Source organism: Nitrosomonas sp., assembly GCF_019752095.1.
Classification (GTDB): domain Bacteria; phylum Pseudomonadota; class Gammaproteobacteria; order Burkholderiales; family Nitrosomonadaceae; genus Nitrosomonas.
In genome coordinates this window covers 111,687-125,816 of record NZ_JAIEMO010000003.1, presented here as the reverse complement: position 1 = coordinate 125,816, position 14,130 = coordinate 111,687, and the positions used below count along the sequence as shown (strand labels likewise).

General features: G+C 43.2%; 13 protein-coding genes. 6 read left to right on the top strand and 7 right to left on the bottom strand.

The genetic code is table 11. The features are described from left to right. The first annotated feature begins 48 nt into the window (after positions 1-48). Both K2Q13_RS00790 and K2Q13_RS00785 read left to right on the top strand, forming a co-directional pair. On the top strand, positions 49-1,680 hold the full coding sequence (locus tag K2Q13_RS00790) for a SagB/ThcOx family dehydrogenase (protein ID WP_292918744.1): 1,632 nt from the start codon (positions 49-51) through the stop codon (positions 1,678-1,680). A gap of 86 nt (positions 1,681-1,766) precedes the next feature. After that, complete coding sequence (locus K2Q13_RS00785) at positions 1,767-3,551, top strand: DUF262 domain-containing protein (RefSeq protein WP_292918743.1); 1,785 nt, start codon at positions 1,767-1,769, stop codon at positions 3,549-3,551. A gap of 87 nt (positions 3,552-3,638) precedes the next feature. On the opposite strand, the gene K2Q13_RS00780 is transcribed toward K2Q13_RS00785, so the two are convergent. Next, on the bottom strand, positions 3,639-4,085 hold the full coding sequence (locus K2Q13_RS00780; protein ID WP_292918742.1) for a hypothetical protein: 447 nt from the start codon (positions 4,083-4,085) through the stop codon (positions 3,639-3,641). 89 nt (positions 4,086-4,174) lie between these two features. After that, positions 4,175-4,687, bottom strand: a complete 513-nt coding sequence (yjgA, locus tag K2Q13_RS00775) for a ribosome biogenesis factor YjgA (protein ID WP_292918741.1) — start codon at positions 4,685-4,687, stop codon at positions 4,175-4,177. A gap of 91 nt (positions 4,688-4,778) precedes the next feature. Between yjgA and pmbA the strand changes: the two genes are divergently transcribed. Further along, entirely contained in the window at positions 4,779-6,137 is a 1,359-nt protein-coding gene (gene pmbA / locus K2Q13_RS00770; RefSeq protein WP_292918740.1) for a metalloprotease PmbA, read from the top strand. A gap of 254 nt (positions 6,138-6,391) precedes the next feature. On the opposite strand, the gene K2Q13_RS00765 is transcribed toward pmbA, so the two are convergent. Then, positions 6,392-6,868, bottom strand: coding sequence for a DUF2726 domain-containing protein (locus tag K2Q13_RS00765; protein ID WP_292918739.1), 477 nt, complete (start codon positions 6,866-6,868; stop codon positions 6,392-6,394). 251 nt (positions 6,869-7,119) lie between these two features. Here K2Q13_RS00765 and K2Q13_RS00760 point away from each other — a divergent pair, with 251 nt between their 5' ends. Together K2Q13_RS00760 and K2Q13_RS00755 are read left to right on the top strand one after the other, a co-directional pair. Continuing rightward, on the top strand, positions 7,120-7,629 hold the full coding sequence (locus K2Q13_RS00760; RefSeq protein ID WP_292918738.1) for a hypothetical protein: 510 nt from the start codon (positions 7,120-7,122) through the stop codon (positions 7,627-7,629). Between the two features lie 497 nt (positions 7,630-8,126). Beyond that, on the top strand, positions 8,127-8,720 hold the full coding sequence (locus K2Q13_RS00755) for an FxDxF family PEP-CTERM protein (RefSeq protein WP_292918737.1): 594 nt from the start codon (positions 8,127-8,129) through the stop codon (positions 8,718-8,720). A 143-nt stretch (positions 8,721-8,863) separates the two neighbouring features. Here K2Q13_RS00755 and K2Q13_RS00750 read toward each other — a convergent pair whose 3' ends face one another. From K2Q13_RS00750 to K2Q13_RS13270, 3 genes are all read right to left on the bottom strand, one after another. Beyond that, positions 8,864-9,175 (bottom strand): DUF1840 domain-containing protein, encoded by a 312-nt coding sequence (locus K2Q13_RS00750; RefSeq protein ID WP_292918736.1) that lies wholly within the window; start codon positions 9,173-9,175, stop codon positions 8,864-8,866. Positions 9,176-9,306: 131 nt separating this feature from the next. Continuing rightward, the gene (locus K2Q13_RS13275) at positions 9,307-9,477 is read right to left on the bottom strand and encodes a hypothetical protein (protein ID WP_365725013.1); all 171 of its coding nucleotides are present in this window, start codon (positions 9,475-9,477) and stop codon (positions 9,307-9,309) included. Positions 9,478-10,257: 780 nt separating this feature from the next. Beyond that, complete coding sequence (locus K2Q13_RS13270; RefSeq protein WP_365725011.1) at positions 10,258-10,437, bottom strand: IS30 family transposase; 180 nt, start codon at positions 10,435-10,437, stop codon at positions 10,258-10,260. Between the two features lie 521 nt (positions 10,438-10,958). Between K2Q13_RS13270 and K2Q13_RS00745 the strand changes: the two genes are divergently transcribed. Then, the gene (locus K2Q13_RS00745; protein WP_292918735.1) at positions 10,959-12,686 is read left to right on the top strand and encodes a PAS domain-containing methyl-accepting chemotaxis protein; all 1,728 of its coding nucleotides are present in this window, start codon (positions 10,959-10,961) and stop codon (positions 12,684-12,686) included. Positions 12,687-12,950: 264 nt separating this feature from the next. Here the strand turns inward: K2Q13_RS00745 and ftsZ are convergent, their stop codons facing one another. Next, positions 12,951-14,102, bottom strand: coding sequence for a cell division protein FtsZ (gene ftsZ / locus K2Q13_RS00740; RefSeq protein WP_292918734.1), 1,152 nt, complete (start codon positions 14,100-14,102; stop codon positions 12,951-12,953). Between the last annotated feature and the right edge of the window lie 28 nt (positions 14,103-14,130).

The window sequence follows — 14,130 nt, the reverse complement described above, 5'->3', positions numbered from 1 at the left end:
TGGTTTTATCGTGTATCCCTTTATTCAGATTAATTTTGTTAAGCATTTATGAACAAGAACGCATTGTCAGCAGTTCTCGACTACCACGAAACCAGTAAACACCGCTTGGATCGATACGCGCCAGGCCCCGGTGGCTTGGATTGGGCCAATCAACCGGATCCGTTCCGTCGCTATCCAGGCGCATCCATTTGTGAATTACCGTTACGTCCAAGCCCGTTACAGATTTCGTTTGCCGAGGTTCGCTGCGGCCAGCGGGGAACACCGGCAGCAATTAATCTGAACGGATTGGCGACGCTGCTGGAATTGAGCTTTGGTTTATCAGCATGGAAAGAACAAGGCGTCTCGCGCTGGGCGTTACGCTGCAACCCCTCCAGTGGCAATCTACATCCTACGGAATGCTATGTGCTCACTGCCGCATGTGATGGACTTAGCAACGGCGTGCACCATTACGTGAGCTACGATCACAGCTTGGAACACCGCGCCGAAGCGGATGCTACTTGGGGAAACGGGTTAACCGGCGGTTTTGTGTTGATCCTTACCTCAATTCATTGGCGCGAAGCCTGGAAATATGGTCTGCGCGCTTTCCGCTACTGTCAGCACGATTGCGGTCACGCCATTGCGGCAGTCAGTTATGCTGCTGCTGCGCTGGGCTGGAATGCACAATTGCTGGAAAACTGGAACGATACCTCACTTGCCGCGTTAACCGGAGTTGCGCGCAGCAGTGATTTTGCCGAACACGAAAACGAAGCCGTCGATGTCGCGCTGTGGATCGGTTGCGATAATCTTCCCAAACATTTGGATTCGCCGCAGGCAGCGGCAGCGCTTACCAACGGTTTGCGTTTTACCGGGCAAGCCAACCGCTTAAGTGCTTGGTATGTTCCTTGGAGCGGAATCGATGCCGTGCACCGTGCAACGGAGCGTCCAGCTCCTCCCGCTGCCGCGTTGATTCCGCCAATACCGTGGCCGCCGTTAGCAGCGATTGATTGTTCGCAAGATGCAGATGCTTTGATCCGCCAACGCCGCAGCGCAGTTGATTTCGACGGAGTCACCAGTATGCCGATGGAACACTGGTTTGCATTGCTCGATGCACTATTACCTCGCCTTGAGCTACCACCCTGGAAATCCTGGCAGCGCCCGGCGCACATTCATCCGGTGCTGTTCGTGCATCGCATTAACGGGGTAATTCCTGGTGTCTACCTACTGGTGCGGGACCCATCTGTCGAAGCCAGATTACGCCAGGCAATCCGCGCGGATGCTGAATGGGCTGCCGTACCCGGCGCACCCGAGCATCTTGGTTTGTTTCGATTATTTGCCGCCGATGCCCGGGATGCGGCACGCCAGATCAGTTGCCATCAAAACATCGCCGCCGATAGCTGTTTTTCGCTCGGCATGCTGGCCGAATTCAAAGCCGTATTGAATGAAGGCGCCTGGCATTACCGCGAACTGTTCCACGAGGCAGGCCTGCTGGGGCAAGCGCTGTACCTGGAAGCCGAAGCCGCAGGACTACGCGGCACCGGCATCGGCTGCTATTTCGACGATGCTCTACACGCAATGCTGGGCTTATCCAGCCATGACTGGCAATCGCTGTATCATTTCACTGTCGGTGGGCCGCTGGACGACTCACGCTTGCGCACATTACCGCCTTATGCGCATCTTAGTGGGCGGCGGGTTGTTGATTGATATGATGAATACAATCTTGCCGCTGCATCGTTGAGTTTTCTTTACTTCAGATTCCTTTTTATTTACATCATCACATAGGTTAAGAAATGCAAAAATATTCTGTAAATCAGCATCTCATTGAAACAATTTTAGCTTGGGTAAACTCAGGGGAAATTGCAATTCCAGAAATTCAAAGACCTTTTGTATGGGATGGTTCAAAAGTTCGCGATCTTATGGATAGCTTGTATCAAGGCTATCCAGTTGGTTACATCATTGCCTGGAGAAATCCAAATGTAAGACTGAGAGATGGAAGTTTAAGCGAAGGCAAAAAAATCCTCATTGATGGGCAGCAACGTGTAACAGCATTGACAGCAGCCCTACTTGGACAGTATGTAATTAATAAAACTTATGAACGAATAAAAATAAAAATTTCTTTTAATCCAATAGAAGAGCGTTTTGAAGTTCAGAACCCTGCAATTCTTAAAGATAAAACATGGCTACACGATATTTCAGAGGTAATCAATGGTAGTGTGCTTAAAGTAGTTCGGGAGTTTTTAAAGCTCAATCCAGAAGCAAACGAAGACAAGATTGAAAAAACTATCACCACCCTCGTAAACATTCCGAAAAAGCAAATCGGACTTATTGAGTTATCTCCTGATTTGGAAATTGACACAGTCACAGAAATTTTTATCCGCATAAACTCTAAAGGAGTCGTTCTAAGCCAAGCAGATTTTGTAATGAGCAAAATTGCAGCCGACACGGAGCATGGTGGAAACGAATTGAGAAAGGCTATTGACTACTTCTGCCACCTTGTTATTGCTCCTGATTTTTTCAAACATATAGTTGATAACGACAAAGAGTTCACAAAAACAGATCTTTTTCAAAAAATGCAATGGCTTAAAACTGAAAATGAGGATCTTTACGACCCTGACTACAACGATCTCATCCGCGTTGCCTTTACGTCGCAGTTCGACAGAGGAAGACTGTCGGATCTGGTAAGTTTACTTTCAGGCAGGAACTTTGAGACAAGGACATTTGAAGCTGAAATTGCGAAACGGTCATCTGCGACACTGAAAAGCGGAGTTTTAAACTTTATCAACGAAACGAACTTCAAACGATTCTTAATGACGATTAAATCCGCAGGCATCATTTCCCCAAAACTAATCCGCTCGCAAAATGTTATAAATTTTGCATACATCATTTACCTAAAACTCAAAGACCTTGATGTTAATTCTTCTGCAATTGAGAGCTATGTAAGACGTTGGTTAGTTTATTCTATTTTAACAAGTCGGTATTCTGGATCACCTGAAAGTAGTTTTGATTTTGATATTAAACAGATTTCACATAAACCATTTGATGAAATCTTGAAAGAAAGAGAAGAAGCAGAGCTTTCAGAAGCTTATTGGAATGCTTCACTTCCTCAAAGTTTGGATACATCAGTTGCAAGCAGCCCATATTTTCACGTGTTTCTTGCCTCACAAGTCAAAGCTCATGACAAAGGATTTTTATCAAGAGACATTCTGGTAAGTGATTTGATTTCACTGCGTGGAGATATCCATCATTTATTCCCTAAAGATTACCTGAAAAAAAATGGGCTCGACCGAAGCAGATATAATCAAATTGCTAACTATGTCTATATGCAATCAGAAATAAACATTAAGGTTGGCAATAAGCCACCCAGAGATTACTTTGAATTGATAAGAATCCAAATGCAGGAGAATCATAAACAAGTTACTGGGCTATCAACAGAACAGGATCTTATAAACAATTTAAAGATGAATTGCGTTCCGACAGAATTAATGACGATGGGCATAGACGACTATCAAGATTTCCTGGCCTTAAGACGTAAACTTATGTGCCTAAAAATTAGGGATTACTATCATTCACTATAATGTGAGTAGATTAGTAATTGTTTGACACAATTTACCATCATCTTTGTGTGATATAACTCACTAATAGATTGCGCAGTGTTCACTGCATCACGCTGGCAACTCAATCTCCATACGCTTTAGCAGCGATAGGAATCGAACCCAACCGGATGCCATTCGTTGTAGTTTCTCGCGTCGGACAATGTCGTTTGTCACGATATTGCGCAGGCGATAGGCATAGATATCACGAAAAGTAGTCTCATCGATCAGATGCTGCGCCAGCATCACTTCGCAGTGTTCAAAAAGACCCATGTATGCTTCCAGGCTGGCCCACTCTTCAGGCGTTCCCGGCCCTTTTCCGCTAGTCCATGCTCCACCCGGCCGTAACCGGCGATGCACTTCATCATGACGCGCGAATCGATCGCGTAGGTCGAGCCAGAACCGTGCTCGATTCGTTTTCATGTTGACGTGCGTGTTAATAGCCGTGAACACGAGCGATGTTGCAGCAATCAGAACGCCGAGAATGGTTATCAAGTCTTTAGATTCTAGAATATTCATTGGTTACCCCCTTAAAGCATCCAAAAAATGATATTTCAAAGGAAGCTAGATTTACTAACAATTTCTCTCATGACGATCTACATGTTTGATCAAACTTCGGTAATAGTTTCCTGTAATTCCTGAAACAGCAACCGGAAGCTTTTGGGTGGTTTGTCAGCAGCTCTTTCTTTGTGCGCATTACGGATTAGCAATCTCAGGCGTTGCAAATCGGCAGCTGGATATTGCTGCGCAAATTCGGTGAGCGCGTGTTCTTCGCTCAGCAAGCGTTCGCGCCAGCGTTCTAGCTGATGCAGCCGTGCAGTTTGGTGTACCGATACCTGACGCCAGGAATCGATCTTTTGCTGGATCGGCAGCGCGTCCACATCGCGCATCAAACGGCCAATATATTGCAGTTGGCGGCGGCGTGCGCCGTGTTTTTGTATGCTTCTGGCTTGCTGAATCGCATCCTTCAGAATTTCCGGTAAATCAAATTCGGTCAGTTTCTTGGGGTCCAGTTCTACCAGCTGTTCGCCGATTTCCTGCAATGCATGCATATCCTTTTTGCGCTGTGTTTTACTCGGCGCGGTATCTTGTTCGATCTCGTTTTCCAGTTCTTTTTGCACGGTAACCTGTGTGATGCAGTGTCAATAAGCTGTTATCATAGCGCTTTATTTCACTTGAAATTCGCTAATATTTTCTTCCATAGTGCAAGACATGAATAATTTAACCGTTTCTGAAACCCGATTCTCATATCCTATCAGCACCCTGCAGCAAATTAGCCAAGATATTCTGGCGCAAGCAAAAAAAGGCGGCGCGACTGCTTGTGAAACCGATGTCTCCGATGGTTTTGGCCAGACCGTTACAGTGCGCCAGAGCGCGGTGGAAACGATTGAATACAATCGCGACAAGGGATTGTCCGTGACCGTTTATATTGGCCAAAAGCGTGGCCATGCCAGCACTTCCGATTTTTCGTCGCAGGCCATCAGTGATACGGTTGCAGCTGCGCTGTCGATCGCACGTTATACCGCGGACGATGATTGTGCCGGATTGGCGGAAGCGGAATTACTCGCCAAAGACTATCCAAGTTTAGATTTGTATTTCCCCTGGCAAATCTCGGTTGAAGAAGCCATTGAGCTGGCGAAAACCTGTGAACAAGCGGCTTATGCCACAGATAAGAGCATTACCAATTCCGAAGGTGCGTCAATTTCAGTCAGCGAATCACAATTCATCTATGCCAATAGTCTGGGTTTCGTCGGGGGATACCCGCTCTCGCGTCACAGCATCAGTTGCGCCATGATTGCCGAGCAGGGTGTCAGCAAGCAACGTGATTACTGGTATAGCATCGCGCGCGATGCGATGGATCTGGAGGCGGTGGAAAGCATCGGGCAGAAAGCGGGCAAGCGCAGCGCGGCGCGCTTGGGGGCAAGAAAGATCGATACCTGTGAAGTGCCGGTATTGTTTGAGGCGCCGATCGCTTCCAGTCTGATCGGCCACTTTGCTTCTGCCGTGAGCGGTGGCAATTTATATCGCCAATCTTCTTTCCTGCTGAAGTGTATGGATCAACAGGTTTTTGCACCCAATATTCAGATTCTTGAATTGCCGCATTTGCACAAAGGGTTGGCTAGCGGTGCATTTGACGATGATGGCGTAGCCACGGTTGAGCGCAATATAGTGGAAAATGGTACCGTGCGAGGTTATTTTCTGAGTAGTTATTCGGCGCGAAAACTGGGTATGCGCACTACCGGCAATGCAGGTGGTACGCATAATCTGATCATGCGAGATGGCGCTGCACTAAGCTTTGATGCTTTGTTGCAGAAAATGGGTACTGGCTTAATGGTTACAGAATTACTCGGACATGGCATCAATGCGGTTACCGGGGATTACTCACGCGGGGCATCCGGATTCTGGGTTGAGAACGGTGTAATCAGCCATCCGGTTGAGGAAATCACCATCGCGGGTAATTTGAAAAATATGTTTCAGGGAATTCTGGCGATCGGTGATGATGTCATAGTGCGCGGATCAAAACAGTGTGGCTCGGTTCTGATCGATCGCATGACGGTAGCGGGCGGTTGAGGTAGTTGAGACACATGTTTCACATGTGAGGCGTCGTGAGATAAAGCATCCAAACAAGCGGTGTGTGATCGCGGCTGTCGCGGATTTACAATCTGTCTTCGATGCTATCGCTGTCCAATGAGGCGTACAGTCTTGGTGTTCATATACCACAGCCGGATCGCTTGTTCCCGGACTTTCGGCGCATAACTTGTTTGCTTTTTCATAACTTTCTCTTCACAAGAAATTGAGTCTTTAGCAAATCCAGAGGGGGGGCATCAAGATGATGTATTCAATAAGTTTAATATCACATCTCTCACTGCTTTAGAGCAATAATTTGATCGACTTGGAAAGCGCAATAGCTTAAAACCGGCGGTTATACATGCTTTCTCCACAAAATTACTTCTGGCACGCGCTTCGCGCCGTATATGGTTTCTATCGTCCAAGACGATAACAGCCATTACTGTGAGTGTATGCTTCTCGCACAGAATGTAATCAAAATGCTTAGGAGGAATTCGATATATCGCAGTGTTACAATTTTGTATAGTAAAAATCTCATCCGGCGTAAGCACATCATTAATACGCACCTTCGCAAATATTTCATAATCTTTTGATAGATATTCTTTTAATGCCAGAAAAAAAGAATGCTCGGTGCTTGAAAGTATTTCCTCGAGAGATTCATATTTAAAATGTTTAGACCTGCGACGAAATCTAAATAATGTAAATGTTTTAGTAAAAATTGTAATTATGCTCATAACTTATCACTAGTTATACAAGAAATAAGTAAGGCTATCGGCATACAACAAAGTACTTTAAAGACCTTTAGAGAAATAGTGTATCAATTGAGAAGGCCCGGTCATGTCACTCGCATTCGCTTTGTCCATATACAGCAAAGATGAACTGTTACAAATTAGTCTTAAAGTTTCCAAATATAATTACGTAATTTAGGTGGATTTAGAAGGTATACTTTAATCTATCTTGGTTTAATTTTTATTGTGGAGAGTTTATGAAAAGAAATAGAGCATCAATAGTATGCGTAGTATTTCTGCTTATAGCGGGAGTACAGTCCGCACTGGCTGAAAGTATAGCTGTGAAAGGCAATTCTATTTTTATTCTTGATAACGGTGTAGTCGGCTCTCAGATAGTCGTAAAAAACCTCCCCGATGGTGCTGCGAATTCATGTCTTATTGATGCAGGATTAAACCTGCTTGGTTTAAGCGCAGATACAACTGCAACTGACATCGTACTCAAAAATAGCACTGCTGTTATAACTACGTATAATAATGTCAGCTTGGTGACTGACGTTAAGTTAGTAGATGTTACCAGTTGTTCTATTACTGATGCAGTTGATCTCAGTGAATGTTATGCTTCTTACCAAAATGGACAATTAACCATACCTTGTCTCAAATATGGAAATGATGTGATTTCAGTCGAACTTGGGCAGCGTGGCAATTCCATGAATTTTGAATTTGAATCTTACAAGCCTGGCAAAAGACATGATCGAGACGATGATTAATTTGCTAACTACAGTTGTTTCAGAATCCCGGATCTACACTCTGCCGCTAGCTGATTAGGAATAATCAGACTTATTGCATGTTACAAAAAAATACCGTGTAATTCAGACCTATATTTAATCAAGAGCGGGGGCTTAACTCCCGCTCTTTTTTCATGAGTGGCAAAGTGAATTTGCCTAAGCTCTACGGATTCAATTCTTTGTCACTTAGGTAGAAAGTGATTGAAGGTACATGGTTAATACCTTGCTTCGAGCAGCGAGGTGCTTTATTTTGTATTCCGTCGTTTGCTCTTTCATAGTAAGAATACCTGTGCTAGGCAGTGCAAATGTACTAAAAAAACAAGTACTAATTTCCCATTGTGGAAAACCATGACCATAGATATTATTGATACCTAAGAGAAATTGAAAGTCACTCAGATCCAGACTATAAAATTTTCTAAGGCCAGAAACAAGTAAGAGAAAGAGCAATAATTAAGTAAATTTTTTAAGGAGTAATTAAAATGATTTTGCGTAAATTAACGGCATTGATGATGATAACTGGTTTTCTTTTCTGTGGAAGTGCTGTTCAGGCAGCAACTTATCATTTTGGGCAGTTGCTAGCCGGTAATGGGCCAACAAATCCATATTTTGCAGATTTAGAAATCACTGACAATGGGAGTGGAAATTGGACATTTACTCTTTCAGCTTTAGATTTAAATACTATTTTTGGTTCTAAATCATTTATTGGATCCATGGCTGTTGATGGAATGAAGCCAACCACTATTTCAACCGATATAGGCGGAGGTGTAACTAAGGTTAACCTGCAAAATGGTGGAGGGCCAACAGGCATATATGATTTTAGATACGATATGATCAATCCAAAAAATGATAAGCTGACCGGACTTGAGTCGGTTACTTGGCATGTTGGTGGTTTAGGCTCTACTGCACTTCCTGGCTACAATGGCGAATTGGCATTGCATGTGCAAGGTATAGGTAGTAATGGCGATTCTGCTTGGTATGTTGCAACCTCACCAGTTCCAGAGCCAGAAACCTACGCAATGTTGTTGATTGGTCTAGGTTTAATTGGATTTATGACACACCGGAAAAAAGGTTAGCAGCATAACTTAGATTCTTATTTATTCTAGATCGGGAGCTCAGGCTCCCGTTTTTATTTGTCGAATAAAAATTGCGATTCGCTCTTGAATTACTGATGGGCATGCAAAATTTTCGAGCATTGTCATAAACTCCTGACTTAATTTTATTTCCACATTACATTACACTCCGCTTCTGCTGCTGCGGTAAGCAGATTGATCAAAGGCAGAGCTCTATTTGCTAGACTCACCGCCGGTTCATTTTTGTTATCTTCATCTTCATTCTCGTCCTGAGCCGGAGATGATGCTTTTTCCGCATTTATAGCCGTTTTTAATCGGTCAAGCGCCATAGGAATATCAGTAGCCAAAATAGCGCCGGGCACTGTTTTGCTATGCCCCATCATGTCAAGCATGATAAGTGCTATGTCGTTAAACATTGTTATGTCGGCATGAGCATCTGTTGAAAAAGTTACGAGCATTTAATTTTCCTCTCGAGTGATTGAAAAGTATGCAAGACACATTGTACCTCGCTGAAGATTTTCTTAGCTACAGATCTTAGCTAATGCTCTCAGTGTTACAGATTCATCTTGAGTATAGCAGCGATCTGTATTTATTTTTGATGTGCTGCCATCGTTTTCCCATATTCGCGCCAGTAAGATTTCAAAGGGGGAGGCCATTTATGGGGTGCCCTGCTTGATTTTGACTCATTGGCTGCTCTATCGACAACGAGCAAATTATTAAAATCATTTGCAAAGGCTTTACGCTGTGCTTTTGTCCAGATTTTTGCTCCTTGCCGAAATATCCGGCTTGATCGAGTCTGCGTATTAGCTGTTAACTAACAACAATCAGATTTCACCTAACTTAGAATTAATGCTGAAATTTTAAATTTCTAACGCATGAAGGGTAACAAGCTACCTTTGCATTTACGATTTAAGGAAATATGCTGGATTGAGGCGTGCGCTCTTCAGCAGATTTCATATTTTTCTTGACATTCTGAATCATCCACAATTTTGGCAAGATAGAGGGACTACTGAAAATGACATTATGTCAAGAAGACATAATGTCGCATAACTCTATGATAAATCTATCATAGTTAAAAGTGTTAACTTATTAATCAATTCCAAAAAAGCCTTTGGAATATTCAAGTTAGCTGGTTAAACAAAAGATTATTCACAAAGTTATCCACAGAAATTGTGGGTAATAGAAGAAACTCTTATACAAATAAGGCAATAACTTGAGAAGCGCTAACCTAATGTGAAAATCTTTTTTGCTACTCACGTTTCACATGATTGTCTGCGGATAATAAAAACCGAATAAACCTATCATTTATAAGGGCCTTGTTGGTGCTTCTGGGTGTCTATTGGTGTAGCTGTGGCGAGGATGAGATTCATATTATCTTATAAAAAACTTTATCCATAATGCTTTTACTTGGCGAATTCAAGTAATAAGTGCAATTAAGTTACGCAGCAAGTAAATCAACTTGCAGCCTTGAAAATAATTCGTTCGGTGACCGATTTCCACTGGTCTTCCGGGGCTGGATATTCAGTCTATCCATGACTTTTTAATCTGTTACCTGATTAAAGTCGGTTTCTTTTGGAAAATATTGTCTAATCAACCCATTCGGGTTTTCATTCGTACCACGCTCCCACGAAGCATAGGGATGTGCAAAATAAATCGCTGTATTTAGCTCTTTGGCAATTCTGGCATGCTCAGCAAATTCCAGACCATTATCCTGTGTGATCCTTTCATTCTTGCCGCCAGTGGTTTCATCACTTTAATGACAGTTTGTGCTAAAGGGCCGGCATGCCTGCCAGATAAGCGCATGATTACTGTATAGAGCGTTTTACGTTCCACTAATGTCACTAACGCGCCAGCTCGCACTTTGCCTATGATCGTATCACCTTCCCAATCGCCGATACGATGCCTTCTTGTCTCTACAATTTTTAAACTGTAAATCTGATATCTTTCATGCTCGGTCAGCTATGTGTAGTTCATTGGCATTTTCCTTTGGCGAGTTAAATGAACAAATATAACAGCTGACCTCCTCACTCAGAAAATTGCACTTATTATACGAATCCAGCAAATTTAGAGTTGTCACCCAAGTCTAATGCGGAAATGCCTAGCCCAATATTGCAGCAAAATTTTATTTCCGACATATTTGACCTGGATCAATACTTGCGTTATTAGAACTCCAGTTTATGAAATATAGATCGTTCTATTGACCGCAAAATTTTATAAATTCAGGAAGGATAATTGTTAGTTATGAGAGTAAATCTACCCGTTTCAAATACAGAATATCCTATTGGCGAGGATACACTAATCTTGTCTACGACAGATACTAAGGGACGTATTACGTATGTAAACCAGACTTTCATTGAGGTCAGCGGATTTAACGAAGATGAACTGATAGGTAAGGCGCATAATATAGTGCGCCACCCTGATATGCCACCACAGGCATTTGAAGATTTATGGAAAACACTTCAAGCTGGCAAACCATGGACTGGTTTAGTTAAGAATCGTCGCAAGAATGGAGATTTCTACTGGGTTCTTGGTAATGCTACACCACTCATCGAAAATGGGGCTGTAGTTGGTTATTTGTCCGTGCGAACAAAGCCAGAACGCCAGGTAATTGAAACAGTAGCGCCGATATATCGTCAATTTATTAATGGAACGGCTAGAAATCTCACAATAGAGAATGGCGGTGTCGTTCGTACCGATTTTATTGGCAAGGTCAGCGCATTTCTTAAGATGACATTGGGAAAACGTATCGCACTTTATTTGTCTATACCAACACTATTATTGTTGAGTGCTGTAGGCGCTAGTTGGTGGGAATTAACGCAAATGGAATCAGCCTTGCCGTTAGTTAGTTTTATTCCAGTATCTGCTATCAGCGGTGCTTTGCTAATGCTTCTGGCTGGATTCCGCATAAGGCAGAATACGCTAAAACCTCTGAACAAGGCTGTTGAAATAGCCAATACTCTTGCTGCTGGGGATTTACAAACCAAGATCACAAATGAGTATTCCGATGAGTTTGGTGCCTTGATTAAATCGCTTACTCAAATGGGCATTAATCTCAGAGCAACAGTTTCAGATGTCCGTAGCAGTGCTGAATCAGTGCGTCAGGCATCCAGTGAAATAGCTAGTGGTAACCTGAATTTATCACAACGCACAGAAGAACAAGCCTCATCGCTTGAAGAAACAGCCTCTAGTATGGAGGAGCTTACTTCTACCGTAAAACAAAATGCTGATAATGCCAAGCAAGCTGATAATCTCTCAACAAATGCAAGTAATATTGCGCTTCGGGGAGGACAGTTAATGAATGACGTGGTTAGTACCATGTCTTTGATCAGTGATAGTTCCAATAAAATCGCAAGCATTATAAGCGTAATTGATGCGATTGCTTTTCAGACCAATATCCTTGCTTTGAATGCTGCTGTAGAAGCTGCTCGTGCTGGAGAACAAGGCCGAGGTTTTGCTGTGGTTGCCACAGAAGTTCGAAATCTTGCTCAACGAAGCGCGGCTGCTGCTAAAGAAATAAAAAACTTAATAGATAGCTCGGTAGAAAAAGTAGAAAATGGAACCAAATTGGTAAGTGAAGCAGGTAAGACTATGGAAGAGATTGTTATTTCTATTAAACATGTTGCTGAAATTATGTCGGAAATCACGGCGGCTTCACAAGAGCAGAGCTCAGGTATCGCACAGGTCAATCAAGCAGTTGCACAAATGGACGAAGTTACGCAACAAAATGCTGCGCTGGTGGAAGAGGCCGCAGCATCTGCGGAGTCTCTGGAAAATCAAGCTAAAGATCTGGCTGGAGCAATTTCTATATTTAAAGTGGATCAGATTGCAGGCAATACGGCGACAATTCAAAAACTTACTGTCAACAAATCAAATTTACGAAAAAACAAGGTTATTTCAGTAGTGAGAAACAACAATTTTCAACCCAAAAAGGTTGTTAATAGTGATAGGGAGAGTTGGAATGCGTTTTAAGGAAAATAATAATGCTTCAGCACAAATAGTCACGCTATTCCTGCTGCAAAATATAGCAGGGTAGTCTATTTCGTTGCTTTGTTCAAAGCACTACCACGTGGCTGTTTTCAGAGTGGATTATTTAATCACTCTTTTTCGAATGTTCTCTCCACAAAGCTCTCTCATAAAGATCCCTCGCCGTAAGGAGCGGGGGATCAATTATTTTTTCAATGTACTGCTTTTGACTCAATATATATGCTTAAAGATCAGGAGAATAAAATGCATTTAATCCGCTTGTCTCCTTAAAAAAGCAGGGATATCCATCGGATCTACACCGGATTGGCGCATAGCTGCCACTGTAGCATTGCTTCTTCTGCCTGTGCGCATCACTGCGGGTTCTTCAGTAGAAAAAATTGAGTCTCTGTCATCGGTTCCAGTGCGAGAATGGATAACGGTTAAAGGAGAGTTTTGGTTTTGGCTAACAAGACTACCCAATCCGGTAGCAACCATCGTCACACGCAAATTATCGGTCATATTTTCATCGATAACTGTTCCTACAATAATTGTCGCGTCTTCAGCGGTTAAATCTTTAATTGTATTCATCACTTCATGTACTTCGCGCATTTTCAGTGATTGACTGGCTGTTATGTTTACCAAAATACCGCGCGCTCCTGATAGGGAAATATCTTCAAGCAATGGGCTGGAAACGGCACGCTCTGCAGCGACTCGTGCGCGATCAACACCCATTGCTATCGCCGAGCCCATCATGGCCATACCCATTTCAGACATGACAGTTCTGACGTCGGCAAAGTCAACGTTTACTAAGCCAGGACAATTAATAACTTCTGCGATTCCGGCTACGGCGCCGTGAAGCACGTCGTTGGCTGCCTTGAATGCATCCAGCATGGAGATGTCATTGCCCAGCACCATCATGAGTTTGTCGTTTGGAATTACAATTAATGAATCAACATGCTGTGATAGTTCATCCATGCCCGCCTTAGCTGCAATCAGACGTTTTCCTTCAAATGAAAAGGGTTTGCTGACAACCGCTACTGTTAAAATACCCATTTCTTTCGCAACTTGCGCAACAACCGGCGCGGCGCCCGTGCCCGTGCCGCCGCCCATGCCCGCAGTAATAAACAGCATATCTGCGCCTTGTATCAGCTCAGCAATACGATCACGATCTTCAAGTGCTGCTTCGCGTCCTATTTCAGGATTCGCGCCTGCCCCCAGTCCTTTGGTAATTCCTGTGCCTAATTGTAATATCGTTGGTGCTTTATTAGTTTTCAATGCCTGTGCATCAGTATTCATACTGATAAACTCAACGCCTTGCATACCATTTTGGATCATATGATCCACAGCATTGCTACCGCAGCCGCCAACACCAACGACTTTAATGATCGCCTCTTGAGTATCGTTATTCATGATTTCGAACATATTGTTTCTCCTATAGTACATTGAAATT